Source organism: Amycolatopsis sp. NPDC101161 (assembly GCF_044768185.1).
Taxonomy (GTDB): domain Bacteria; phylum Actinomycetota; class Actinomycetes; order Mycobacteriales; family Pseudonocardiaceae; genus Amycolatopsis.
Genome location: NZ_JBIWPI010000001.1, coordinates 1424943 through 1450294, shown reverse-complemented (window position 1 = coordinate 1450294; position 25352 = coordinate 1424943). Strand labels below are relative to the sequence as shown.

The following is a 25352-nucleotide window of genomic DNA, read 5'->3' as shown; positions in this document are numbered from 1 at the left end:
CGGGGCTCGGAGCGGGGTAGGCACTGGCGGTACCACCCCGGCGCGGGGTGATGATGGGAGCGTGGACAGGACGGAGCTGAGCGGGTTCCTGCGCAGCCGGCGGGACCGGCTGCGGCCCGCCGACGTCGGCTTGGCGCCCGGCCCGCGGCGGCAGGCACCGGGGTTGCGGCGCACCGAGGTCGCGCTGCTGGCCGGGATCTCCGTCGACTACTACGTCCGGCTCGAACAGGGTCGCGGGCCCCGGCCGTCGGAGCAGGTCCTGACCGCCCTCGGCCGCGCGCTCCGGCTGACCGGCGACGAACACGCGTACCTGCTGCGGCTGGCGCGCCCGGCTCCCGCGTCCGCGCCGCGGCCGGTGCCCGGGAACGTCCTGCGGCTGCTCGACCGCCTCGATGACGTACCGGCGATGGTCATCGACGCGAGCTACGACTTGGTGGCGTGGAACCGGATGCTGGTCGCGCTGATCGGCGACCCGACCACGTGGCCGCCGCGGCGGCGCAACCGGCTGCGGCGGCTGTTCGACACCGGCGACGCGATCACCGGCAACCGCCTGGACCTGGCCCGGCTGTGCGTCGCGGACCTGCGCGCGAGCGGGCGGTACCCGGCCGATCCCGCGGTGCGCGCACTCGTCGGCGAGCTGCTCGAAGAGAGCCCGGAGTTCGCCCGGCTGTGGGCCGAGCGGGAGGTCGTCGTGCAGCGGACGCTGACCAAGCGGACCGTCCACCCGGTCGTGGGCCCGCTGGAGCTGGACTGCGAGATCCTCGCCGTCCCCGGATCCGAGCACCGGCTCCTCGTCTACACGGCGGCGCCCGGCACCCCGTCGGAGGACGGCCTGAAGCGGCTGCTCGCCGGGTGAAAGCCCGCCCGGCGGGCTGACGGCTGCGGAAGAACGCCTGGGCAGCTGCCCATGCCCGACGGTCTTCGTGCACGGTGACCTGTGGTTCGGGAACACCCTGTGGTCCGGCGACCGCTGCACCGGCCTGGTCGACTGGGACTGCGCCGGCGCCGGATCGCCGGGGATCGACCTCGGTGGGGCGCGCTTCGACGCGGCCCTGATGTACGGGCTGCCCGCCGCCGAACAGCGTTCCTCAGCGCGGCACTGAGCCGGCTCGCAGGCAGTGCCTGATGTCTTCCACGTGGTGCGTGACCTCGTGGGCGGCCTGGCGGACCAGCCAGCGGGCCGTGCGGTGTTCGCCCGGCAAGCGCGTCACGACGCGTTCGCCGTCCGCCGGGGTCAGCCGTCCGATCTCGTCGACGAGTCCGGCGGCGCAGGCCGCCAGCTCGTCACGCACTCCTTCGAAAGACCGGTCGTTGTAGCGGAAACGTCGGGCGCGCAGGTCGTTGAGCATCGGCTCGAGCACGGGCCGGTCCTCGGTGCGGGCTCGGTGCACCCGGATCGTGTACGTCACGCAGACATCGCGCAGGTGGAGGAGGTACTCCAGCGCCGACCAGCGTTCCGGCGCGGGCCGGCGCCGGAGGTCCTCCCGGGACGCCGCCCCGGCCACGGCCTCCACCGCATCGGGCAGCGACGCGATGATCGCGCGGGCGGCGTCGAGCGTGAGCGCCGGATACGAGATTCCGCATTCGGCGCAGGTGTGGTCTTCCGCGGCCAGTGGCGGGATACCGGCGGGCGGCTCATCGGGCATGGCCACCATCATGGCCGAGATCGCCAGCAGCGTTGCACTGAACGGTCAGGAACCGGACAGCGGCTGGCTGAACCGGATGCTGTTGCCGAAGGGGTCGCGAAGGCCGCAGTCGATCCCGTACGGGCGTTCGGTCGGCTCGTCGGTGAACTCGACGCCCTTGGCCAGCAGCGTCTCGTACGTCTTGCGGCAGTCGTCGCTGCCGAAGAACAGCGAGCCGCCCATCGCGCCCTTGGTCAGCAGGTCCCGGACCTGGTTCGCCGTCGCCTCGTCCATCCGGGGCGGGCCGGGCTTCTCCAGGAGGATCTCGCGGTCCGGCTGACCGGGCACGTTGATCGTCAGCCACCGCATGAAGCCCAGGTCGGCGTCGGTGTGGACCTCCAGGCCGAGCTTGCCGACGTAGAAGTCGAGCGCCTCGTCCTGGTCGAGCACGAAGATCTGAGAGATCGTGATTGCGTTGAGCATGGGGGCGACGGTAGTTCAGGTGGGCGCCGGGGCGCTTATCCGAAACGATCAGTTCCGCGGCCGCATCCACGCCATGGCGAAGCAGGTCGGCACGCCGGCCAGCGGCCCGCGCCGCCGGTAGGCGGTCGGCGACTCGCCGACGATGTCCCGGAAGGTCCGGCTGAACGTCCCGAGGCTGGTGAAGCCGACCTCCAGGCAGATGTCGGTAACGCTCCGATCGCCCGAGCGCAGCAGGAACATGGCCCGCTCCACCCGCCGGCGTTGCAGGTAGCGGTGCGGCGTTTCGCCGAAGGTGGCCCGGAAGGTCCGGCCGAAGTGCGGCACCGAGACGTGCGCGACCCGGGCCAGCGCGGGCACGTCCAGGGGCTTCGCGTAGTCCCGGTCCATGGTGTCGCGGGCCCGCAGCATCCGGCGGTTGACGTCCTCCACGGCGCGGCTCACCCCCGGATCACACCACACCGGGACGCCCTATACGTCGTTATACGCGCTGGGCGCCGCCCGTCAGCAGCTGCCGGCGGAACTCCGCGGGCGTCAATCCGTTCTCCCGCTTGAACACCTGCCCGAAGTGCGACGCGCCGGGAAAACCCCACCGCGCGCCGATGGCGGACGCCGGGACGTGCGCGAGGGCCGGGTCGGCCAGGTCGAGCCGGCAGCGTTCGAGCCTGCGCTCGCGGATGCTGCGGGACACCGTGGTGCCCGTCCGCTCGAACAGGCCGTGCAACGCCCGCGACGAGAGGAAGTGCGCCGCCGCGATCCGGGCGGGGTCGAGGCGCGCGTCGGCCAGGTGGCCGTCGATGTAGGCGAGGATCCGCTCGAGCAGGTCCTCCTGCGGGGCCCGCGCGGGGACGCGGTGCCCGAGCTCGCCGCGCAGCATCGCGGCGACGAGGGTCATCAGGGACCGGATGGCGGTGGGTCCGTGCGGGCCGAGCGCCTCGAGGTTGCGGTTGACGCTGAGCACCGTGCTCCACACGGTGTCGGTGAGTCCCGGTGCGCAGGCGAACGGCGTCGCGGTGATCTCGGCCAGCGGATCGTCCTGGCGGGGGGTGATCGCGGTCTTGGGGAACCGGATGCAGGTGGAGCGGTAGCCGTCACCGACGGTCAGGACGGCCGGTTTGCCCGAGTCGTACAACGCGAACAGGCCCGGCTCGAGCCGGGCGACGCGGCCGTCCTGGGCGATCCGGATGTCGCCGGCGAGCTGCAGGGTGAGCACGTAGAACCCGGCGTCGGCGGCGCGGATCGTGCGCTGGTCGCGGTAGGCGGCGTGCCGTCCGGAGGCCATGTCGACGAAGCTGACCCCGTGCAGGTGGCGGTCCCGGACCCGGCCGGTGAACTTCTCGGGCCGGTCGCAGTCGAACTCGAAGGTCAGCACGCTGCGCCGGACGGCGTCCGCCCAGGACCTGAGCGTGATCGGGCGCGGCGCGACGCCGGTGAACTGTTCCGGTAGCGATGTGAACGACGTCATCGTCAGCTCCACGGTCGGTCAGCCCACGGTACCCAGCCGCCCCCGCGCGGACCAGTGCGCTGGTTCGACATCGCCGTGCGCTCTCGCGCCACCCACCGGCCCGCCGCGTTCCTAGAGTTCGCCTCGGCGGACATCTCAGTGTGGAGGAGCCACCCATGACCTACGTGCACGGTTCGCACCACGTGACGCTCTCCGTGGCGGACGCCCAGGAAGACGTCGACTTCCACGTCAAGATCCTCGGCATGCGCTTCATCAAGCGCACCGTCCTGTTCGACGGCTCCCTGCCGATCTACCACCTGTACTACTCCAACGCCGCGGGCGACCCGTCGAGCGTGGTCACGACCTTTCCGTGGGCCCAGGCCGGGTTCTTCGGCAAGCGCGGCACCAACCAGGCCCGCGAGGTCCTGCTGTCGGTCCCGGACCACTCGCTGGACTTCTGGCACGGCCGGCTGACCGAGCACGGCGTCGAGGTCACCGACGTCGAACGGTTCGGCAGGCGCCGGCTCGCGTTCCGGCACCCGTCGGGCATCGAGTACCTCTTCGTCGGCAACAGCGGCGACGAGCGCGTGGGCCACCCCGGTCACGGGGTACCGCCGGAGCACGCGATCCACGGCATCCACGGCATCGGGGTGCACATGGCCACGCCCGACCGCATGGTCGAGTTCGCCGGCGAGTCGTTCTTCGCCCGGGACGACCTCGCCGAGGAGGGCGACGTCATCGGGCTGCAGATCGGCGACGCCAAGCACGGCAACCACCTCGAGATCACCGTCAACCGCACCGACGACCAGGGCACCTGGGGCTACGGCGCCGGCACCTACCACCACTTCGCGTGGAACGCGGCCACCTTGGAGAACCAGGACGCGCTGAAGTTCGAGATCGAAGGGCGCGGCTACACCGACATCTCGGAGCTGAAGGACCGCAAGTACTTCAAGAGCGTCTACGTGCGCACGCCGAGCGGCGCGTTGTTCGAGCTCGCCGTCACGCACGCCGACGGCGGCTGGACCTGCGACGAGTCCCCGCACGAGCTCGGCACCCGCTTCCAGCTGCCGGAACAGTTCGAACACCGCCGCGACGAGATCCTGGGCCGGCTGGAACCGATCGACATCTGAGGGCGGGAACCGTGACCGCACCGCACGTGGCCGGCGGGCACCGGGTCACCGTCCGGCGTGGACAGTTCTGGGTACCCGGCGAACGGGTGCGCACGGAGCACGGGACGGTGCAACGGGCGCCGCTGTTCGTGCAGTGGGAAGCACCACCGGGAGACGCCCATCCGATCCCGCTCGTGCTCGTGCACGGGGGCGGCGGTCAGGGCACCGACTGGACCGGCACCCCCGACGGCAGGCCGGGGTGGGCGACCCGGTTCGTCGAGGCGGGGTTCGCGGTCTACGTCGTCGACCGCTGCGGGCACGGACGCTCGCCGTACCACCCCGATGTCGTCGCCCCGATGGGCGCGCCGTTCCCGTACGAGGCGGCGCGGGCGCTCTTCCTCCCCGAGGAGGCTCGCGACGCGCAGACGCAGTGGACGTACGGGCCCGAGCACGTCGACCAGCTGCTCTGCCCGATGGGACCGCTGCCCGCGGACCTGGCCGAGTCGCAACGCCTGGACGCCGAGCGGCTGGGCAGGCTGCTCGACATCGTGGGCGAGGCCGTGCTGGTGACCCATTCGGCGGGCGGCCCGGTCGGCTGGCTGACCGCCGACGCGCGCCCGGACCGGGTCGCGGCCATCGCCGCCGTCGAGCCGATGGGACCCCCGTTCGCGCAGTTCCCCGGGCTCGGCACGCTGACCTGGGGCCTCACCAGCGCCGAGATCACCTGCGACCCGCCGGCCGGCGACCCGGCCGAAGCCGACGGCCGGCGCATCCCGGCCCTGGCGGGCAAGCCGGTCGCGGTCGTGACCGGCGGCGCGTCGGCGTTCGCCGGGTTCGCTCCGCGGATCGTCGAATTCCTGAACACCGCCGGGGCGCATGCCCGGCAGCTGCACCTGCCGGACTTCGGCATCACCGGCAACGGGCACGGCCTGATCTTCGAGGCGAACTCGGACGAGACCGTGAAACCCGTCATCGACTGGATCCTGGCCACGCTGCGCACCCGAGGAGGGACATCGTGAACCACCTGCACGTCAGCGACGAATTCGACGCGGTCATGACCCGGCTCGACGCGATCACACCGGTCATCGAGGACAACGCCGACCAGGGCGAGGTGCTCGGCCGCGTACCCGACGAGCCGGCCAAGGCCCTGCAGGGAACCGGCGCGTTCAAGATCGGCATCCCCCGGGAGCTCGGCGGATACGAGTTCTCGCCACGCCAGGTGATCGACACGATCGCCAAACTGTCCTATGCGGACGCTTCGGTGGGCTGGGCCTTCATGGCCGTGCAGATGGTCACCGGCACGACGGCCGCCTACCTCGGCCCGGAGGCCGCCGCGGACCTGTACCCGGACGCCGGTCACGGCGGCCACGCGCTCATCGCCGGCCAGGGCACCAAACTCGGCGCGGCCGTGCGGACCGACGGCGGCTACCGCGTCAGCGGGCACTGGCACTTCGCGTCCGGGATCTCGATGGCGACGCACATCCACACCGCCGCGCTCTGCGCGGAGACCGGCGAGGCGCTGGTCTTCACGCTGCCCAAGGAGCAGGCCACCGTCATCGACAACTGGGACGTCATGGGCCTGCGGGCGACCAGCAGCCACGACTACGTGTGCGAGGACGTGTTCGTGCCGGAGAGCCACGTCTACGGCATCGCGACCACCGACGTCCGGCACGGCGGCGCGATCTACCGCATGGGACTGGCGAACATGGCCGGCGTCTGCCACACCGGGTGGGCGCTCGGGGTCGGCCGCCGGATGCTCGACGAGCTGAAAGTGCTGGCGGCCAAGAAGACCGGCAGCCCGGGCGCGTCGGTGGACACGCAGCAGTTCTACGCCGAGTACGCCCAAGCCGAGGCGAAGCTGCGCGCGGCGCAGGCGTGGGCGTCGGAGGTCTGGGCGGACAACGAAGCCACCCTGGACCGCGGCGAGCCGCTGGACACCGGGCAGGAGACCTTGACGCGGCTGATGCTCAACAACACCACGTGGTCGGTGCACGCCGTGGGCCAGACCGTCTACAAGTGGGCGGCGACGGCGGCCCTGCGCCACGGCGTCCTGCAGCGGTTCTTCCGCGACCTGCACGCGGGCACCCAGCACATCACCTCCAGCCCGGTCGTGCTGCAGAACTGCGGCAAGCTGCTCAGCGGCCTGGCACCCGGCGCGCGGTGGGTGTTCCTCGACCTCCAGGAAACGCCGTGACCCCGTCGCTCACCGAGTGGGGCGTCCCGGCGGACCGGGCGGCACTGGCCGTGCTCGCCGTGCACGGCCGCGGCCAGAACCCGGATTTCATGCACGCGACGGCTCAGCGGCTCGGCACGGTGTCAGCGCGGTTCTTCGCGCCGGAGGCCGAGGGCAACACCTGGTACCCGTTGTCGTTCCTGGAGCCGGTCGAGCGCAACCAGCCGGCGCTGGACCGGTCGGTGCGGGTGCTGGAAGCGTGCCTCGACCGGCTCGCCGAGGCCGGTTTCGGCGGTGACCGCGTGGTGCTGTGGGGCTTTTCCCAAGGCGCCTGCCTGCTGTCGCACCTGGTGCTGAGCGCCCCGCGGCCGCTGGCCGGGCTCGTCCTGTTCACCGGCGGCTACCTCGGCACGACGCCGCCGGTGCCGGACGAGAAGGCCCTGCGCGGAGTTCCGGCGGTGCTGCGGAGCATCGAGGACGACCCTTGGGTCCCGCGGCACCGGGTCGAGGAGACGGCCGCGTTGTTGCGGCAGGCCGGAGCGGAGGTGGACGTGCGCGTCGACCCGGGCACCGAACACATCATCACCGACGAGGCCTGCGCGACGGCCACCGAACTGCTCAACGCGATCGCCGCGCGCGCGGCCACTCATTGACCGCCACGCTCCGCACTCCGTAGGTTCGATGCCGGACGCGGATCAGGTCACCGAACGAGGAGACTCAGGTTGAGCCATCTGGTGCGATTCGCCGACGGAACCGGCACCGTCCGGGTCGGCCTGCTCGCCGATGACCAGTTGCGGCCTCTCGCGGTGGCGTCGATGAGCGACCTGCTGCGCCGCCCCCTGGCCGAGATCCGCGAACTGGCCGAGGCCGCCGGGGAGCCCGTGCCCGCGTCCGGCGCGCGGCTGCTGCCGCCCTTGGACGGGCGGATGGAGGTGTGGGCCGCCGGGGTCACCTACCTGCGGTCCGAGGAAGCCCGCCGGGAGGAGAGCGCCGACGAGGACGTCTACGCGCGGGTGTACCGCGCGGAGCGGCCGGAACTGTTCTTCAAGTCGGCCGCGTGGCGTGTGGTCACCGATGACGAGCCGATCGCCGTTCGCACCGACTCCGCCAACAACGTGCCGGAGCCGGAACTCGGCCTGCTGCTGACCCGGACCGGGGAGATCGCCGGGTACGTCGTGGTCGACGACGTCAGCTCCCGCAGCATCGAAGGCGAGAACCCGCTGTACCTCCCCCAGGCCAAGATCTACACCGGTTCGTGCGCGGTGTCGGCGCGGGTGCGGCCGGCGTGGGAGGTGCCGGACCCGCTGTCGCTCGCCCTCCGCATGCGCATCCTGCGCGACGGTCACGAGGTGTTCGCCGGCGAGTCCAGTACCGCGCAGCTGAACCGCGAACCGGCCGGACTGGTCGAGTACCTGTGGCGGGACAACGACTTCCCCGACGGCGCCGTGCTCTCGACGGGCACCTCCGTCGTGCCGGGACTCGATCAAGGGCTGCAGCCGGGAGACGTGGTCGAGATCGAGATCGGCGAGGTCGGGTCGCTGCGCTCCCCCGTGGTGCCGGGCGCGGACGAGGTGCGCCGGGCGCTCGCGGCTCGACCGTCCACTTCGGACCACTGACCGCCACGGCCGTTCGGAAGCGCCACCACGCACCGGCACGACCCGGCCACGTGGCTGATCCGGATCCGGTCGGCCGAAGCGAACACCGTTCGGCCAGCCGCACCGAAGTCCACGCCGATGCTGTCGTGGGCGACATCGGTCACCGTGCCGCGGTGGACCCGGGACCACCCGGTCGCCGGATCCGGCTCGCCGAACACGAGCACCCGGTCACCCGGGGCGAAGTGGCTCCAGCGGCCACCGTCGACGTCGTTGCGAGCCGTCGGGAGTTCGGCAAGCGCTGCGACACGGGTTGAAGGGAACATTCTTCTTCCTCTGGTCGGTCCGGCGAAGCCCCACCCTCCGGTTCGGCGGGCAACGCGACCAGCCTTACATACTTGTTGGTCGTCTGACAAGTATGTAAGGTAGCAGTTTGGACCGGCCTCCACGACTGACGGAGGCCGGTCCGCGGTCAGGACTGCTCGGCGACCTCGGTTTCCGTGAACACGTCCTCGTTCCGCCGCCGGCCCAGCATCGTCAAGGCGATGAGGGCGGCCGCCGCGGCGGCGATGCCGCACACCAGGTAGCCGATGGCGTACGCGTGGGAAAGGGCGTGGAACGCGACGTCCTTGAGGGGGTTGAACGGGATCGGCGTGCCGTCGGGTCCCGGAACCTGCGCCGGGACGCCGTTCTGCCCGAGCGGACCGGACTTCACCGCGTGGACGGCGGCTTCCACCGTCGGGCGCTGCGCGGCGGGGACGTGCTCCGGTGCGGCGTAGAAACTGTCCAATGCGGACTTGAGGGACGGCGACGACGCGATCTGGGCGTTGATCGCGTTCGCGGCGTTCGTCAGCGCGATCGCGCCCACGATGGCGGGCCCGAGCGTCAGGCCGCCGTCGCGCAACATGCTCGTCGCCCCGCTGGCCATGCCGGCTTTGGACGTCGGGACGCTGTTCACGGCGACGACCGTGATCGAGGTGACGGCCAGCTTGAACCCGGCGCCGACGACCAGCAGCGGCACCGCGACCGCCCCGATCGACAGGTTGGTGGCCGGGATGGCGGCGAGCGCGAAGTCGCCGATCGCGATCAGCGCCATCCCGCTTCCGAGCACCACGCCGGGGCTGAAGCGCTCGACGACCCGCGTGCTGACCGGGAACAGCACCACGCCCATCACGTTCAGGCAGAAGAAGCCGAGGGACGTCGCGAGCGGCGTGTACTCCTGGATGGCCGACAGCCGGATGCTCGTCGCGTACGCGGTGCCCAGGTAGGCGAACATGCCGACGACGGTCACCACCGCGGAGACCGTGAACATCCGGTTGCCGAACAGGTCCAAGCGGATCAGCGGCCGGTCCACCCGGCGCTCGATCGCCACGAACAGCACCATGAACACGACGGCGACGACGAACCCGCCGATCACCGGGAGGCTGCCCCAGCCGTCTTCGGCTCCTTGGATCACCGCGTACAGCAACGCGAACAGGGAGACCGCGATGGTGATCTGGCCCGGCCAGTCCAGGGACCGGCCCACCGGCGCGGAGGAGTTCTGCGCCCCCACCAACGTGATCACGCAGCTGACCAAGGCCAGGACCGCCATGGCGAGGAAGGCGTACCGCCAGCTCGCGTACTCACCACCCGAGTGCTGGATGCGGGCCAGCAGGCCGGCCAGCACCGGGGAGATGAACCCGGCGCCGGTGAGGGCGGCGGCCCAGATCGAGATGGAGTGCGCGCGCTGCCGGACGCTCTGCGTGCCCGCGGCGAGCATCGCGATCGACGTCGGGAAGATCGCCGCGGCTCCGATGCCGGACACCACCTGACCGGTGATCAGCACACCGGTGCCGCCGCTGGGCGTGAAGAAGCCGAGCAGCCCGCCGACGGCCATCAGCGCGGCGCCCGCGGCCAGCAGCCGCTTGCGCCCGAAGAGGTCGCCGACCACGCCGAAGGACAGCTCGAGCAGCGTCACCGGCACCAGGAAGGCGTCGGAGATCCACGTCAGCGTCGTCGACGAGGTGTGCAGGTCCTGGTTGATGAATCCGTTGATGACGGCCGGGATGGACAGGCCGATCTGGGCGACGGCGACCGCTGCCGCCGCGGCCACCAAGGTGCCGCGGCGGAGCTGCGCTGGTGCGGTCGAGCCGGAGGGGGCGACGGTCTCACTCACGATTGTGAAGCAAACCACACCGAAAACCAGATGTACAGGTTTCCTGACTATCGCGAGGAGGTCGGCTTTTTCCGGGGTTTGCCGTCCACCGGGCCGGGTGGTGGGTCACTTTCGACCCGGCGCTCGAGCAAGGCGCGGCGGCACAGTTCCAGCGAGCGTTGGAGTTCGCCGGCCTGCCCGTCGGAAAGCAGCGAGAGCATGTGGTCCTGCAGCGCGGCCACCTCCGGCCGCAGCCGGTCGAGCAGCCGCTGGCCCGCGGACGTCAGGGCGATGACCAGGCGGCGGCGATCGGCGGGGTCGCGGTGGCGCTCGATCAGCCCGCGGTTCAGCAGCGTCGTCACCATGTCGGCCATGCTCTGGTCGGTGACGAAGGAGTGCCGGGCCAGGCGCGCCGCGGTCAGGTCGGGGTGGCGTTCGAGGACGGTCAGGGCGGTGTACTGCAGGGTCGTGATGTCCGCCGGCCGGACGAGGGCGTCGAGCCCGGCGCGCACGGACAGCTCGACCTGCTTCACCAGGTACAGCAGAGTCGACGGCGGCGTCGCCGGATCACCCGAACCGGCCCGGTGCGCCGGCGTGTCACCAGTCGTCATGATCAGCCAGGACCTCCCTGGACAACCATCGTAGGCGTCTCCCCCGGTCAGATCCGCCGTCGTCGCACCGCCGTGAAGACGAACACCCCGGCGAGCAGCCACAGGAACCCCGCCCCGGCCCAGCCCGACGCGTCGGGCGGGTCCATCGCCATACCGGCCGTGGCCAGCAGCGCGACCACGCCGAGCACCGCAGCCACGATGAACAGGGTCCGTGCGGCACGTTTCGCCGATGACGTCGGCGGCCGGTTCGCCGGAGCCGGGACCGCCCGCGCGGCCTGCGGCAGTGTCCGATGTGGACCGATCGCCGCGTCGATCGTCGCGGTCACCGCCGGGGTCACCCCGGCGAAGAGCGTCGGGTCGACCTGGACCGTCCGGCCGTCGAGGCCGATGAGGCGGCGGCCGCCGTCGGGCCACGCGAGCAGCGCCGCGCAGTCGGCGAAACGCACGGTCGACACGCCTTCGGAAGTCTGCACGCTGCAGCCGTCGGCGCCCACGACCAAGTGGGCGTCCGGCTGGTTGTGCGCGGGAAAACGGGTTCCCGCGACCGCCGCCGAGGAGAACCGCGGCACCTCGGTGTAGCCGGCCCAGTCCGCGGACCGGCCGTGCGGTGCCCGCAGCAGCATCGAGCCGCACGCTTCGACGGCGACCGCGTGGACGCTCGCGACGTCGACCGCGCGCAGGCCGGCGATCCGCTCCTCGGTGCTCGGCAGCGGCACCCCGGAGAGCAGCGCGACCGCGTGCTCGGGCAGCCGCGCCGCGTCCGCGTCCTCGCCGTAGAGCGCGGATTCGGCCTGCGTGCGAACCGTTTCGACGTCGCGGGGATCGATCCGGCCGGCCTTGAACTGGGCCAGGACGTCGATGACGCCACCGAGCACCGCGGCCTGCTTGTCCGGCAGGGCGTCGGCGAGCCCGACGATCTCCGCGAGGCCGTCGCCGCGGACCTGGTACGACGTCGCCGCCTGGTACGAGTAGCCGCCCTCTTGGCGCAGCGCCCGGAACAGCTCCCGTTCGAGGACCTTCGCGAAGACCTGCGCGTCGGCTCCTCGGCGCACGACCGCGCTGAAGGCGACACCGCCTTCGCCGTAGGAGAAGTAGGCCGGCCCCGCGGCCAGGATGGCGGGCCGCGGCGGCACCGGACGCCGGACGCCCGGCGGAAGCCGCAGCCGCAGCCCCGCGGGCACCTGCTCCCCCGCCACCCAGAGCGCCGCGTTTTCACGGGTGAACCAGGTGCGGGCCCAGTGCGCGACCTCCGCGGGGCCCAAGCGGGGGACGCCGAGCTCCAGGAAGTCGGTCAGGCCGTACCCCTGCGCCCCGTAGCGGTGGCGGGCCAGCAGTCCCCCACCGCCGCGCCTCGACTCCTCCGTGCGCAGGACCGACTTCTCGGTCTCCAGCCGCTCCATCGGAAGATCGCTCAGCGACGCGCAGACACCGCTGAGGAACGCGACCACTTCGGCTTCCGAGCCCGCCATCTCGAAGTACGTGTGGTCGGCACCGGTCGCGCCGCCGAAGTGGTGTTCGCCGACCCCGAAGCGGTGCAGCGCGAGGTGCTCGACCAGGTGCGTGATGCCGGCCGTCGCCAGCGTCTCGTCGGCCCGGCCGACGCGGAAGACGAGGCCGGCGGTCAGCGGGCCGGATCTCTTGGCCGCCACGGCGGGAACGCCGTCGACCTCGAACGTGGACAGCACGGTTCAGCCTTTCGCGAGGGCGCGGTCGCGGTGGCGCACGTGCGCGGCGACCGGGTCGGGCAGGTAGTGCCAGGGGGCTTCGCTCGCGCGCCCGCCGAGCGCGCGGAAGTGCACGGCGGCGCGCGGGAGGTCGCCGATCAGGCTGAACACCATGGCGAACGTGCTGTGCGCGCTGACCCAGCCGAACCGCGACCGGTAGGCGGGGTGCAGCACCGACGCCGACGCGGCCGCGGTGATCTCTTCCCGGACTCCCGGCTGACGCAGGTAATCGTTGCCCGCCTCGGATTTGAGCTCGAGCCAGCGCTCCAGGTGCAGCTCGGGGACCAGGACCCCCTGCGGACCGCCGGGCCGCGCGGCCGTCGTGCATTCGCGGACGAACGCGTGCGCGGCGTCCCAGGAGCCGCCCCACTTCGGGCAGAGCTGCTGGAGCAGGTTGCGTTGCGCGGCCAGGAAACCGGGGTGGTGGGCGGTCAGCCGGTCGTAGCGGCGGCGCGCCTCGCTCTGGCCGAGCTCGAGCCCGCGCGCGGTGGCGAGCCGCAGCCACCAGGCCGGCGCGTTCGCCGGGTCGCGGGCGGTGACGTCGATCAGCAGCTGCTCGGCCCGCCGCAGGTGTTCGTGCATCCCGGCGAACTGCTCGCGGCTGACCCCGGTGGCCCGGCCGCCGCCCCGGATGCTCCACCCCCGCTGGACGAGCTGGGCGGCGAGCAGCACCCGGGCCAGCTCCGAGCGGGGTTCCCGCTCGACCACCGCGCGCAGCATCGGCTCGGCCGCCGGCACGGACATCGTCGTGCCGACGCCGAAACTGTGCTCGTCCGCAGCGGTGAACCGGGCGAAAAAGCCCGAAACGGTCGGCCAATCACCCGCTTCCGCGGCGGACCGCAGCACACCCGCTTCCGGGTAGGCGGCAGCCGGGTCGAAAACCGGCGCCGGCGCCATGCCGGTGGAAGTCATGGGAATTCCTTTACCAAAAGGGAAGGAGCGAACTCCGGACTCTACTTCGCCCGCCCGGCCCGGCCGCGCGGAGGCCGGGAAGCCGCACCCATGTCCGATTTTCCCGTTCGCCGCCGCCGTTTTTCCCACCACCGCGGGTGATCCGCACCGCCATCGGTAACGCCGGGGGGTCCCCGTCGATAGCGAGGTGGACGAATACCGGGTGGAGGTTTGTGGTGGGTGGGTTTCGTGGTGCGGTGACCGCGGGTGCGGTCGCCGTTTTGGTCGCGGGTGTGCTGGCCGGAACGCCGGCGATCGCCTCGGCTTCGGGCGGTGGCGCGAGCGCGCCGGCCCATCCGGACTCGGACTTCATGGGGTCCACGATCGGTGCGCACGCGACGGCGACGCGGAAGGCCGCCGCGAGCGCGACCGCGGCCTCGGGCGTGACGACGCCGGGCATGGACGTCTCCCACTTCCAGGGCACGGTGGACTGGGGTGCCGCGGCCGGCCAGGGCGCCAAGTTCGCCTACATGAAGGCCACCGAGAGCACGACCTACACCGACCCGCAGTTCGCGACGAACTTCGCCGGCTCGGCGAACGCCGGGCTGCTGCGCGGGGCGTACCACTTCGGGCTGCCGGACACCTCGTCGGGCGCGGCGCAGGCGCAGTTCTTCCTGAGCCACGGCGGCGGCTGGGTCGCCGACGGCAAGACGCTGCCGCCGGTGCTGGACATCGAGTACGACCCCTACAGCACGCAGGACTGGGCCGGCTGGTGCTACAACATGACCCCGGCGCAGGTCTCGGCGTGGATCTCCGACTTCGTCACGACGGTCCACGACCGCACGAACCGGTGGCCGGTCATCTACACCACCAACGGCTGGTGGTCGAACTGCACCGCGAACAGCCCGAACTTCGTCAACGATCCACTGTGGATCGCCTCGACGGTCACCATGCCGGCGAGCTGGACGGACTACACGTTCGACCAGACCGCGTCGTCCGGCACGTTCCCGGGTGACCAGGACGTGTTCAACGGCGGCGTGACCGATCTGCAGTCCTTCGCCACCGGCACCGAGGCCGACAAGATCGCGCAGCACTACACCGAGCTCGGCGGCGCGTCGTCCTACCTGGGCAACCCGTCCGGCGGCGAGTACACGGCCGCCGGCGGCTGGGCGCAGGACTACGAGCACGGCGTCATCGGCTACTTCCCGGCGACGGGCGCGTACGCCGTGCACGGCGCGATCTGGCAGCGCTACCAGCAGCTCGGCGGCCCCGGCGGCCTGCTGGGCCTGCCGACGACGGACGAGTCCGGCACCGCGGACGGCGTGGGCCGCTTCAACCACTTCAACGGCGCCCAAGGCGCCTCCATCTACTGGACCTCCGCCACCGGAGCCCACTCCGTCCACGGCCAGATCCGCCAGAAATGGGCGGCGCTCGGCTGGGAGACCGGACTCGGCTACCCCACCAACGACGAGGACGGCACCCCCGACGGCGTCGGCCGCTTCAACCACTTCAACGGCGCCCAAGGCGCCTCCATCTACTGGACGCCCGCGACCGGCGCCCAGTCCATCCACGGGCAGATCCGGCAGAAGTGGGCGGCGCTGGGCTGGGAGGCCGGTCTCGGTTACCCGACCACCGACGAAGACGGCACCCCCGACGGCGTCGGCCGCTTCAACCACTTCAACGGCGCCCAAGGCGCCTCCATCTACTGGACTTCCGCCACCGGCGCCCAGTCCCTCCACGGGGCGATCCGGCAGCGGTGGGCGTCGCTGGGCTGGGAACGCAGCGGGCTGGGCTACCCGTCGAGCGACGAGTACGGCGTGACCGGCGGCCGCCGCAACAACTTCCAGCACGGGACGATCACCTGGCTCAGCGCCAGTTCGACGACCCAGGTCGCCTACAGCTGATCCCCGACCGACGGGCCGCAGGGCGCTCGGGGGAGGAAATCGCCGTCTATGCTCGGCCGGTGGCGATCGATTCCCCCGCCCTGAAGGCGCGCCGGGTGGCACCCCGCGAGTGGATTCCCCAGTGGTCGACGGCCGCTGCCCTGCGTGCGGTCCGGGCCACGCTGGTGGTGCCCACGCTGTTCGCCTTCAGCGTCACCGTGATCGGTGACCTGCAGGTGGCGACCTTCGCCGCCTTCGGGGGGTTCGCCACGCTGGTCCTGGCCTCGTTCGGCGGCGACCGGCGGGACAAGCTGCGCGCCCACTTCGGGCTCGCCGTCGTGGGCAGTGTGCTGCTGGTCGTCGGCACCGCCGCCAGCGTGTCCCTGCCACTGGCCGCCGTCGTCACGCTGATCGTGACCTTCCTGGTGTTGTTCGGCGGGGTCGCCGGACCGAACGCGGCGGCCGGGGGCACCGCCGCCCTGCTCGCCTACGTGCTCCCGGCCGCCTCCCCCGGCGCCATGAGCATGGTGCCCGCCCGCCTCGGCGGCTGGTGGCTGGCGTCGGTGGTCGGCACCGCGGCCGTCCTGCTGCTGTCGCCCCGCTCCCCCGCCACCGCCCTGCGTGACGCGGCGTCCCGCGCGGCCGGCGCGATGGCCGACTACCTGGACGGGGCGCTGGGCGGCGGCCCCGCCGTCGGCGCCGCCCACGACGCGGCGGTCGAGGCCAAGCACCACCTGATCGACGAGTTCACCGCGACGCCGTACCGCCAGACCGGCCTGGCCGCCGAAGACCAGGCCCTCGACAACCTGGTGGGCCTGCTCGAATGGTGCGGTTCGGTCATCGCCGACACCCTCGGCGAATACCCGGACCTCAGCGGAGCACCGGACGTCGAACGGCAGCTGCTCGCCGAAACCAGCGCTTGCCTGCGCACGGTCGAGCGGCTGATGGCCGGCCGGGCCGCCTCCTTCGACGCGGACGAACTCGACCGCAAGATCCAGGCGAGTGTGGAGTGGCTGCGCGGCCTGGGTTCCGGCGACCCGGGTTACGCCGACGCGGTCCACCTGTCCTTCCACGCCCGCACCGCGGCTTTCGCCGTCCGCGCCGCGGCTGTCGAAGCGAGTGCCGCGACACCGGGCAGCCGGCGGACCCGCCTCCCGAGGGGGATCCCACTGGCGTCGCTGACGCGGGTCGCTTCGCCCCACACGAGCCTGCGGTCGGTGTGGTTCGTCAACAGCCTCCGCGGCGCGGTGGCCCTGACCGCCGCGGTCGTGGTCGCCGGCGTGAGCGGGGTCGAGCACGGGTTCTGGGTCGTGCTGGGCACTTTGTCCGTCCTGCGCGGCAACGCGGCGGCGACCGGGTCGACCGCGCTTCGGGCGTTGCTCGGCACCGCGCTGGGAGTCGTCGTGGGCGCGTTGTTGCTGCTGGTCATCGGCACCAGCGCGCCCGCGTTGTGGATCGCCCTGCCGATCGCGGTGCTGGTCGCCGCCTACGCGCCCGGCGTTCTGCCGTTCACCGCCGGCCAGGCCGCCTTCACCGTGACGGTGTCCGTGCTGTTCAACCTGCTCGCGCCGGCCGGCTGGCAGATCGGGGTCGTGCGGATCGAAGACGTCGCCATCGGCTGCGCGGTGTGCCTGGTGGTGGGCGCGCTGTTCTGGCCGCGCGGCGCCCGGGCCGTCGTCGCCGACGACCTCGCGGACGCGTTCCGCACCGGCGGCGCCTTCCTGGCCGCGGCCGCGAACTGGGCACTCGGTCTCCGCCACGACGCGCCCACGCCGGCCGCCGCGACCGCGGCCGGGACCCGCCTCGACGACGCGCTCCGCGGGTTCCTCAGCGAACAGGGCACCAAGCACGTCCCCAAGCACGATCTGTGGCGGCTGGTCATGGGCACCGTCCGCTCGCGACTGACCGCGCAGTCCCTGGCCGGACTGCCGAACCCCCACGTCGAGCCGGACCCGTTCCGCCGGCTCCTCGGCGACCAAGCGGGACAGCTCGCCGCCTGGTACGACCACCTCGCGTCCCGCCTGGACCGCACCGACCACGGCGACGTGCCCATCCTCGCCCCACCCGCGTTCCCCGACCTCCTCGAGCAGCCGGGCGCTTCGGTGCGCGACCTCGCCTGCGCGCTGTGGGTGCACGAACACATCAAGCACGTCTCGGCCCGGCTCGCCGAGCTAGTCGAGCCCGCCGCGGTGGTGGCGGCCCAGCGCCACCGTCCGTGGTGGCGCTAGTGCCTGTCCTCTGGGTGGCACGAGCTGACCGATGAGCAGTGGCTGGTCATCGGTCAGCTGTCGGTGGATTCCAGCATCGTGCGGGCGCATCGGCACGCCGCCGGTGCTCGTCGTGTCCCGGCACGGGCGGCCCTTGTCGGTGGTGCTGACCGGCGGCAACATCAACCGGCGAGCCGGCCCAGCTCGGTCCGCCCGGCGTGAGCACCACCATCGCCTGGTGCGGCGGCGCGTGATCCTTCATGGACAGAGCGCAAGCGGGCCGGCGGCGGCATCGGCTTCGATAGCCCGCCCGCCGGCCCCGAGAGTCGCGAAACGTCGTGGCCGGGCCGGCGAGATCAGTCGCCGGCGCGGAGTTCGGTGTTGAGGCGCTGAGCCTCGTGGAGCTGGTCCTCGAGACTGACGATGCGGCAGGCGGCGTCGATCGCGGTGCCCTGATCGACCAGCTCCCGCACCCGGGCGGCCAGCCGCAGCTGGTACCGCGAGTACCGGCGATGCCCACCGGCGGAACGCTGCGGCGTGATCAACCCCGCCTCGTCGAGACTGCGCAGAAAGCCTTGCGTCGCGCCGAGCATGTCCGCGGCCCGGCCCATCGTGTAGGCCGGATAATGCTCGTCGTCGAACTTGTCGGCCCGGCTCGGCGTGCCCGGCCCTTCCTGATCAGGAATCAAATCCACCTCCGCATCACAAAGGACCCCGGGTGCCGTCCACGGCACCCGGGGTCCTCAAAGGGTTGGGTTTCACCATTGTCAACCGGCGCGACCGCCGGCTTCCTGCACCCGCGTCCGGCCGAAAGCCGGGTCTCGCGGGGATCGCTTACTCGTGACCGAGCACCACCTCCGAACTCGATGGAACTGCGGCACCCGCGCGGCACTGCTATCCCGCCGCCGCGGGCGATCCAATGATGGCTCCGTTCCCTTCTTTCCTGGGTTTTCCACTTACTCGGTACTGCTACTTCACTTACTGCTGGCGTCACCGCGGGGACCCTTCCACTGATCGGTCCCAGCACGCTGACGCCGCTGGTCACTGCCCGGAGCCCCACTCACTGATCGGCTCCGGCCACCTGACCGGTCCTGCCACTGCACTTGCACTTACCTACAACTCGCGGGCAGTTACGTCCTCTCCCGCGCTTGCTTGACGTTGTCTTCCTCGTTACGAAAAGAACACTACACACACCCGCAACCCAATGTCTACTTCAGCCGGCATAGATTTTCTGAGGCGTGTCGGAGGCCTACGCAAGGGTCGCCGCGCACGGGACCGCGTCGACGCCGTCGCAGGACACCTCGGCCCACACCGTCTTGCTGCCCCCGGGGTGGTCGAGCACGCCCCAGGCGCAGGCGAGCTTGTCCACGATGTACATGCCGCGGCCACCCAGGCGCTCGGGTGACGGCGGGGCGAGCACCGGGTGGTCCGGGCAGTTGTCGTCGACTTCGATCCACACCCGGCACGGGCTCGGGGTGTGTCTCATCCGGACGCCCAGCGGGCCGTTGCCGTGGTCGTAGGCGTTGGTCACCAGCTCCGTGGCCACCAGCAGCACGTCGCCCAGGTGGGCGTCGTCGACCCGGGCCAGCGTCCGGGACGCCCAGCGGCGGATCTCGACCAGCGCCGGCGCGCTGGTGCCGCGCAGATCCATCGACCACGACGTCGGGTCCTCGCTCGGCTCGGGCATGACGAGTCAACCCTCCCGGGGGTCTCCGTCCTCGCTGCTGAAGACGTCCGCTATCCGGCGGTACCCCGGGAGAAGCCGAGTCAACCGTCGCCCGGGCCGGCCGGGAGCCACACGCGCATGGCCACCGGCCCGCGCTCGGCCCACCGGCAGTACGGGGTCATCGGCAGGTCGAACGCCGGCCCCCGGTCCGGCCGGGCACGCGGACCGTACGGCCAGGCCGGATCCTCAGCGGAGAAAGCGTTCGCTCGCACCACCGTCCGCCCGTCGCGCTCGGCCACGCCGGCCGCGACATCGATGCCGACGGCGTCGAGGCCGACGCCGTCGGGCAGGTCGACGGACTCGGCGCAGAGCACGAGCGGGCCGCGTTCCACCGCGACGCAGCCCCGCAGCGCGTCCACCCGGGGATCGGGCCACGTGAGCCGGGGCCGCACGGGCAGCCGCAGCCGCAGCGTCTCCCCCACCGTGAACCGGCGGGTCGTCGCCACCAGGCCCGGCGCCACCTCGCGCCGGCGCCCGTCCTCCTCGAGGGACGCGCCGTCCGCCCACGGCGGGATCCGCAGGCGCAGCGTGACCGGGTCCGGCGGAGCTGCCTCGACCCGGATCGTCACGTCGCCGTCGTGCGGGTACCGGGTTTCGACGTCGAGGCGGAACCGGCCGCCGCCGAGTTCGGTGTCGATGCGGGCGGACGCGTACTGCAGCACGGTCAGTTCGCGGTCGCCGGCGGTGGCGAGGTAGGCGGGCCAGGACGCGAGCGTCCGGGCCACGTTGGTGGGACAGCAGGAGACGTCGAACCAGGCCGCGCGGCTGCCGCCCTCGGCGCGCGGGTTGACCTCGTCTTCGTCGCCCGGCGCGCCGGGAACGCGCTGGTGCAACGGGTTCGCGTAGAAGAACGCGCGGCCGTCGGCGCGGGGCGAGGTCGCGATGACGTTGTAGAAGGTCCGTTCCATGAGGTCGGCGTACCGGACGTCACCGGTCGCGAGGTGCAGCCGCCAGGCCACCATCACCGACGCCACCCCGGCGCAGGTCTCGCAGTAGGCGCGGTCCGGGGGCAGCTCCCAGTCTTCGCCGAACCCTTCGTCCTGGTGCCGGGACCCCATGCCGCCGGTGAGGTGCGTGCGCCGGGCGACGGTGTGGCGCCACTGCCGTTCGATCGCCGCCAGCAGCTCGCGGTCGTCGAGTTCGACGGCGACGTCGACGGCGGCCGCGGCCAGGTAGAGGGCCCGCACGGCGTGCCCGCGGAAGGCGCCGGCCTCGCGGATCGGCCGGTCGTCCTGGAAGTACGCCCGGCCGAGCGGGATGTCGCGCAGGCTGCCGTGCCCGCGCCGGTCGAGGAACCGCCGGGCCTGCTCGAGGTAGCGGGGCTCGCCGAGGGCCCGGCCGAACTCGGCCAGGCCCACCTCGATCTCCGGGTGCCCGCACAGGCCGGCGCCCGCGAACCGCGCGCACACGTGGTCGGCGGCTCGGCGCGCGATCTCCACGAGGTCGTCGGGTCCGGCCGTGCGCAGCCGCGCGACGGCCGCCTGCAGGAGGTGGCCGGCGTTGTAGAGCTCGTGGCCCGTTTCGAGGTCGCTGTAGCGCGGCGGCTGCCCGGGGTGCCCGAAGGCGGTGCTCAGGTAGCCGTCGGGGTCCTGGGCGCGGCCGATCCGGGCGGTGAGCCGGCGGATCCGCTCGTCCAGCGCGGGATCGCCGGTGCGGCCGTGCTCCCACGCCAGCGCTTCGAGCAGCTTGTACGCCTCCGAGTCGGCGAAGACCCAGCCGGTGCGGCCGAGGCCGATCGTCCCGTCGGCGACCCGGTCGAAGTTGGCCAGCCAGCCCAGCCGTTCCATCCAGGCTTCGCAGTGGTCGAGCGTCGCGACGGCGTTGACCTCCTGGCGGTCGGCCCAGAACCCGCCGGTCAGCGTCGTTTCCCGCAGCCCGAGCGGCCGCAGCGGGCCGCGGGAGGGCACGACGGGACGGCCGCCGACGGTGGTCGTCGTCCCGGTCACCGCGGCCCCCACGGGACGCCGGCGCCTTCGCGGGTGAACACCGGGATCCGGTCGAGGGGTGCGGCGGCCTCGACCGTGGTGCCGCCGTCGAACACCGCGCCGCTCGCGTCGACCCAGCGGGTCCCGGCCGGCAGGTACACCGGCCGGGAGCGCTGCCCGGCTTCGGTGACCGGGGCGACGAGGACGTCCGGGCCGAGCAGGAACTGGTCTTCGACCTGCCACGCCCGCGGGTCGTCCGGGTGGTCGACGAACAGCGGCCGCATGGGCGGCACGCCGTCGCGGGCGGCGGCGCGCAGCTGTTCGTGCAGGTAGGGCCGGAGCCGTTCCCGCAGGTCCAGCAGCCCCACGATGATCTCGTAGGCCTCGTCGCCGTAGGACCAGACTTCGTTGGGGCCGCCGGTCATGGCGTACCCGGTGGGCGTGCGCGGCTCGCGGTCGCCGTGCAGGCGGAACAGCGGGCAGAACACCCCGTAGGCGAACCAGCGGACGAACAGTTCGCGGTAGGCGGGGTCGGCCGGGTCGCCGCCGTGGAACCCGCCGATGTCGGTGGTCCACCAGGGGATCCCCGATATGGCGATGTTCAGCCCCGCCCGGATCTGCTGCCGCAGTGACTGCCAGGTGGCGGGGATGTCCCCGGACCAGACGGCGGCGCCGTATTTCTGCGAGCCCGCCCAGGCCGACCGGCACAGCAGCACCGTCGGCTCGTGCCCGGCCGCCGCCATGCCCTCGGCGAACAGGCGGGCGTTGTCACGCGGGTAGATCGAGGCGACCTCGGCCCCGGGGCCGGCGTGGAAGGCCAGGTTCCCCGGGTGCGCCGGGTTCAGCTCGGGTTCGCACGCGTCGAGCCAGAACACCGAGATGCCCTGGTCGAGGTAGTTGCGCCGGACCAGGTCCCAGACGAACGCGCGGGTCTCGGGGTTCGTCGGGTCGTAGAACGCGACGGGCATCGGCACGTCCATGCCCTTGTCCTGGATGGTCTGGTGGAACTCGGCGCCTTGGTCGGTGCCCACGAGCAGACCGTGGTCGCGGTAGGTGTCGAAGTGCTCCGACAGCGGCGACACCGTCGGCCAGATCGACACCATGAGCTTGACGCCCAGCTCGTCCAGCTCCGCGACCATCCCCGGCACGTCGGGCCACTCGGTCTCGTCGAACCGGTAGTCCCCCATCGCGCTCCAGTGGAAGAAGTCCGCGACGATCACCGACATCGGCAGCCCCCGGCGGTGGTGCTCCCGGGCGACGTCCAGCAACTCCTCCTGGGAGCGGTAGCGCAGCCGGGACTGCCAGAAGCCGCTCGCCCACTCCGGCAGGTCCGGGCTGTGGCCGGTGGCGTCGGCGTAGCGGCCGAGGATCGCGGCGGGGGTCGGCGCGGCGGTCAGCCAGTAGTCGATTTCGCGCGCCTGGCCGGCCGTCCAGCGCGTGGCGTTGGCGGAGAACTCCACCCGGCCGACGGCCGGGACGTTCCACAGCAGACCGTAGCCGCGGCTGGAGAGCACGAACGGGATGCTGACCTCACCGTTGCGCTGCACCAGGTCCAGCGACAGTCCTTTGAGGTCCAGCCGGCCGTGGGTGCGCTGCCCGAGCCCGTACAGCTTTTCGTCGTCGTAGGCGGCGAACTGCTGGTGGATTTCGTGGGCGCCGGACCGGTTGCCCTGGAAGAACCGGGCGCCGGGCAGCCAGAAGTGCTCCCGGCGTTCGGCGAGCAGCTCCTGCCCGGTGCTGGTGCGGCTGAAGGTCAGCAGCGGCTCGGGGTAGGCGGCACCGGCGTCGAACACGACGTCGACGGTCAGCTCGCCGTGCACGAAGACGGCGTGCCGGTCGGCGGTCTTGATGACCGGCGGCTCGGACGGCGGCGGCCGGTCGAGCGCGCCGTGGCTCCCGGCCGGGAGCCGGAACTGCGCGGCGCGCACGCGGACGCTGTCGGGGCCCCAGGCTTCGATGGTGAGCACCTCGTGCCGGTGGCGGACCTCGAGCGCGGTCTCCGCCGGGAAGAACCTGACCAAGTTCGGTCTCCTTGCTTCGGAAGGGAGGTGGCTAGTCCTTCACCGCGCCCGCCGTCACGCCACCGGCGACGTACCGCTGGGCGACGACGAGCAGGACCGCGGCCGGCACCGACGCGACCGCGGCGGTGGCCATGATCGAGTTCCATTCGGTGGTGTTGTTGCCGATGTACCGGTAGATGCCCAGCGTCACCGGGATCATCGAGCCGTTGCGGTCCAAAGTGGACGCGAAGATGAAGTCCGACCACGCCCACAGGAAGGCGAACAGCGACACCGTGATCACGGCGTTGCGGCTGACCGGCAGCACGATCGAGGTGAACGTCCGGACGGTGCCGGCGCCGTCGATCTTCGCCGCCTGCACCAGCTCGCCGGGGATGCCGGACATGAACGCCGTGAACACCAGCACGCCGAACGGCACCGCGATCGTGGAGTCCGCGACGACGAGGCCCCACAGCGTGTTGAGCCAGCCGAGGCGCACGTAGATGGCGTAGAACCCGATCGCCATCACCACGCTCGGGATCATCTGTGCCACCAGCAGCACGAAGTTGACCGTGCCGGCCCCGCGCACCCGCAGCTTGGCCAGCGCGTAGCCGGCGGGCGCGGAGATCAGCACGGTCAGGACCACGCACCCCAGCCCCACGAGCAGGCTGGTGCCGAGCGCGGGCAGCTGGTCGCCCAGTGCGTTCGCGTACCCGTCCAGCGTGGGGTTCCACGGGAACCAGTGCGGCGGATCGGTCCGCATGTCCTCGGTCCGGGTGAGCGAGACGTTGACCATCCAGTAGACCGGGAAGAGCATCCACCCGGCCAGCACGACGCCGAGCGCCGTCTTCCACGCGCCGCGCCGCCGGGTCATGACCGCTCCTGACGTCGTTGCAGGTGCACGTAGAGGAAGCCGAAGACCAGGGCGATGACGATCAGCAGGTTGCCGATCGCCGCGGCGGGCGAGAAGTCCGGCTGCCCGGTGCCGAAGGCCTCGCGGTAGGACCAGACCGCCAGCGTCGTCGACACCGTGCCGGGCCCGCCGGTGGTCATGATCCAGATGATGTCCACCACCTTGAGCGTGTAGACGAGCCCGAGCAGCAGGGTGATCGCCGAGACCGGCCGGAGCATCGGCAGGGTGATCCGGCGGAACTTCTGCCACGCGGTCGCGCCGTCGAGCTCGGCGGCTTCGTACAGCTCGGCGGGGATGTTCTGCAGCCCGGAGTACAGGATCACCAGGTTGAACGGGATGCCCAGCCAGATGTTGGCGATCACCACCGAGGTCAGCGACCAGTGCGGCGAGGTCAGCCAGTCGATGCCGTCGAGGCCGAACGCCCGCAGGACGGCGTTGACGATCCCGTTGTCGCTGCCCAGCATCCAGGCCCAGGTCGAGCCGGACACGATCAGCGGCAGCAGCCACGGCACCAGGAACAGGCCCCGCAGCAACCCGGACAGCCGGAAGTTGCCGCGGAAGAACACCGCCAGGGCCAGGCCGATGGCGTACTGGAAGGCGATCGACACGAGGGTGAACACCGCCGTGTTCCCCAGCGCGAGGCCGAAGTCGGGCGAGGAGAAGATCGCCGTGTAGTTGTCCGCGCCGACGAACTTCGCGTTGCCCTGCACGAACGCCCGCGCGTTGTAGTGGTGCAGGCTGAGGTCGATGTTCCGGTAGAGCGGGTAGACGTAGAAGATCAGCAGGTACGCGGTGAGCGGCGCGAGGAAGCCGGCGGCCGCCCACCGCGCCGGGCGGCGCACCCGGCGCGGCGGCGGGCTCGCCGAGCGGGCGCTCGACCGCTCGGCGAGCAACGTCGTACTGGTGGTGGGCATGGCG

At 72.0% G+C, this 25352-nt stretch carries 23 protein-coding genes and 1 pseudogene; 10 read left to right on the top strand and 14 right to left on the bottom strand.

What is annotated here, in order from left to right; translation table 11 throughout:
* Positions 1 to 61 precede the first annotated feature (61 nt).
* Positions 62 to 856 (top strand): helix-turn-helix transcriptional regulator, encoded by a 795-nt coding sequence (locus tag ACIRSS_RS07080; RefSeq protein WP_400891571.1) that lies wholly within the window; start codon positions 62 to 64, stop codon positions 854 to 856.
* A gap of 16 nt (positions 857 to 872) precedes the next feature.
* Complete coding sequence (locus ACIRSS_RS07075) at positions 873 to 1103, top strand: phosphotransferase family protein (RefSeq protein ID WP_400893400.1); 231 nt, start codon at positions 873 to 875, stop codon at positions 1101 to 1103.
* On the opposite strand, the gene ACIRSS_RS07070 is transcribed toward ACIRSS_RS07075, so the two are convergent.
* From ACIRSS_RS07070 to ACIRSS_RS07055, 4 genes are all read right to left on the bottom strand, one after another.
* Positions 1089 to 1646, bottom strand: coding sequence for a DinB family protein (locus ACIRSS_RS07070; RefSeq protein WP_400891569.1), 558 nt, complete (start codon positions 1644 to 1646; stop codon positions 1089 to 1091). The genes ACIRSS_RS07075 and ACIRSS_RS07070 overlap by 15 nt on opposite strands.
* 45 nt (positions 1647 to 1691) lie before the next feature.
* Positions 1692 to 2108, bottom strand: a complete 417-nt coding sequence (locus ACIRSS_RS07065) for a VOC family protein (protein ID WP_400891567.1) — start codon at positions 2106 to 2108, stop codon at positions 1692 to 1694.
* Positions 2109 to 2156: 48 nt separating this feature from the next.
* On the bottom strand, positions 2157 to 2516 hold the full coding sequence (locus ACIRSS_RS07060; protein ID WP_400893398.1) for a helix-turn-helix domain-containing protein: 360 nt from the start codon (positions 2514 to 2516) through the stop codon (positions 2157 to 2159).
* A 70-nt stretch (positions 2517 to 2586) separates the two neighbouring features.
* On the bottom strand, positions 2587 to 3570 hold the full coding sequence (locus ACIRSS_RS07055; protein ID WP_400891565.1) for a helix-turn-helix domain-containing protein: 984 nt from the start codon (positions 3568 to 3570) through the stop codon (positions 2587 to 2589).
* A 155-nt stretch (positions 3571 to 3725) separates the two neighbouring features.
* Between ACIRSS_RS07055 and ACIRSS_RS07050 the strand changes: the two genes are divergently transcribed.
* The 5 genes from ACIRSS_RS07050 (at position 3726) to ACIRSS_RS07030 (ending at position 8447) form a co-directional block, all read left to right on the top strand.
* On the top strand, positions 3726 to 4679 hold the full coding sequence (locus ACIRSS_RS07050) for a VOC family protein (protein WP_400891563.1): 954 nt from the start codon (positions 3726 to 3728) through the stop codon (positions 4677 to 4679).
* Positions 4680 to 4690: 11 nt separating this feature from the next.
* A complete protein-coding gene (locus ACIRSS_RS07045; RefSeq protein ID WP_400891561.1) occupies positions 4691 to 5677 on the top strand; it encodes an alpha/beta fold hydrolase in 987 nt (328 codons plus the stop codon).
* Positions 5674 to 6852, top strand: coding sequence for an acyl-CoA dehydrogenase (locus tag ACIRSS_RS07040; protein WP_400891558.1), 1179 nt, complete (start codon positions 5674 to 5676; stop codon positions 6850 to 6852). The genes ACIRSS_RS07045 and ACIRSS_RS07040 overlap by 4 nt, the downstream gene beginning before the upstream one ends.
* Positions 6849 to 7484 carry an alpha/beta hydrolase gene (locus tag ACIRSS_RS07035; RefSeq protein WP_400891556.1) on the top strand — a complete coding sequence of 212 codons (636 nt, stop codon included), beginning with the start codon at positions 6849 to 6851 and terminating at the stop codon, positions 7482 to 7484. The genes ACIRSS_RS07040 and ACIRSS_RS07035 overlap by 4 nt, the downstream gene beginning before the upstream one ends.
* 69 nt (positions 7485 to 7553) lie before the next feature.
* Positions 7554 to 8447 (top strand): fumarylacetoacetate hydrolase family protein, encoded by an 894-nt coding sequence (locus ACIRSS_RS07030; RefSeq protein WP_400891553.1) that lies wholly within the window; start codon positions 7554 to 7556, stop codon positions 8445 to 8447.
* A gap of 448 nt (positions 8448 to 8895) precedes the next feature.
* Here ACIRSS_RS07030 and ACIRSS_RS07025 read toward each other — a convergent pair whose 3' ends face one another.
* From ACIRSS_RS07025 to ACIRSS_RS07010, 4 genes are read right to left on the bottom strand one after another with little or no spacing between them, the layout of a single operon-like run.
* On the bottom strand, positions 8896 to 10578 hold the full coding sequence (locus ACIRSS_RS07025) for an MFS transporter (protein ID WP_400891552.1): 1683 nt from the start codon (positions 10576 to 10578) through the stop codon (positions 8896 to 8898).
* Between the two features lie 47 nt (positions 10579 to 10625).
* Entirely contained in the window at positions 10626 to 11168 is a 543-nt protein-coding gene (locus tag ACIRSS_RS07020) for a MarR family winged helix-turn-helix transcriptional regulator (RefSeq protein WP_400891550.1), read from the bottom strand.
* A gap of 47 nt (positions 11169 to 11215) precedes the next feature.
* Entirely contained in the window at positions 11216 to 12853 is a 1638-nt protein-coding gene (locus ACIRSS_RS07015) for a hypothetical protein (RefSeq protein ID WP_400891547.1), read from the bottom strand.
* A gap of 3 nt (positions 12854 to 12856) precedes the next feature.
* Complete coding sequence (locus ACIRSS_RS07010) at positions 12857 to 13804, bottom strand: hypothetical protein (RefSeq protein WP_400891545.1); 948 nt, start codon at positions 13802 to 13804, stop codon at positions 12857 to 12859.
* A gap of 236 nt (positions 13805 to 14040) precedes the next feature.
* Between ACIRSS_RS07010 and ACIRSS_RS07005 the strand changes: the two genes are divergently transcribed.
* From ACIRSS_RS07005 to ACIRSS_RS06995, 3 genes and pseudogenes are all read left to right on the top strand, one after another.
* Complete coding sequence (locus ACIRSS_RS07005) at positions 14041 to 15687, top strand: GH25 family lysozyme (RefSeq protein WP_400891543.1); 1647 nt, start codon at positions 14041 to 14043, stop codon at positions 15685 to 15687.
* A 59-nt stretch (positions 15688 to 15746) separates the two neighbouring features.
* Positions 15747 to 17894: an FUSC family protein gene (locus ACIRSS_RS07000; protein WP_400891541.1), complete on the top strand. Its 2148-nt coding sequence runs from the start codon at positions 15747 to 15749 to the stop codon at positions 17892 to 17894.
* A gap of 30 nt (positions 17895 to 17924) precedes the next feature.
* A pseudogene (locus ACIRSS_RS06995) lies at positions 17925 to 18044 on the top strand (IS5/IS1182 family transposase); the annotation flags it as partial.
* Between the two features lie 185 nt (positions 18045 to 18229).
* Here the strand turns inward: ACIRSS_RS06995 and ACIRSS_RS06990 are convergent.
* The 6 genes from ACIRSS_RS06990 to ACIRSS_RS06965 all read right to left on the bottom strand — a co-directional run bounded on the left by ACIRSS_RS06990 (position 18230) and on the right by ACIRSS_RS06965 (position 25348).
* The gene (locus ACIRSS_RS06990) at positions 18230 to 18562 is read right to left on the bottom strand and encodes a MerR family transcriptional regulator (RefSeq protein WP_400893397.1); all 333 of its coding nucleotides are present in this window, start codon (positions 18560 to 18562) and stop codon (positions 18230 to 18232) included.
* A gap of 560 nt (positions 18563 to 19122) precedes the next feature.
* Positions 19123 to 19560: an ATP-binding protein gene (locus ACIRSS_RS06985; protein WP_400891538.1), complete on the bottom strand. Its 438-nt coding sequence runs from the start codon at positions 19558 to 19560 to the stop codon at positions 19123 to 19125.
* A gap of 80 nt (positions 19561 to 19640) precedes the next feature.
* Positions 19641 to 21545: a glycoside hydrolase family 127 protein gene (locus tag ACIRSS_RS06980; protein WP_400891536.1), complete on the bottom strand. Its 1905-nt coding sequence runs from the start codon at positions 21543 to 21545 to the stop codon at positions 19641 to 19643.
* Positions 21542 to 23545, bottom strand: a complete 2004-nt coding sequence (locus tag ACIRSS_RS06975) for a TIM-barrel domain-containing protein (protein WP_400891533.1) — start codon at positions 23543 to 23545, stop codon at positions 21542 to 21544. The genes ACIRSS_RS06980 and ACIRSS_RS06975 overlap by 4 nt, the downstream gene beginning before the upstream one ends.
* A gap of 31 nt (positions 23546 to 23576) precedes the next feature.
* A complete protein-coding gene (locus tag ACIRSS_RS06970) occupies positions 23577 to 24395 on the bottom strand; it encodes a carbohydrate ABC transporter permease (RefSeq protein ID WP_400891530.1) in 819 nt (272 codons plus the stop codon).
* Positions 24392 to 25348 carry a carbohydrate ABC transporter permease gene (locus ACIRSS_RS06965; RefSeq protein ID WP_400891527.1) on the bottom strand — a complete coding sequence of 319 codons (957 nt, stop codon included), beginning with the start codon at positions 25346 to 25348 and terminating at the stop codon, positions 24392 to 24394. The genes ACIRSS_RS06970 and ACIRSS_RS06965 overlap by 4 nt, the downstream gene beginning before the upstream one ends.
* Positions 25349 to 25352 lie beyond the last annotated feature (4 nt).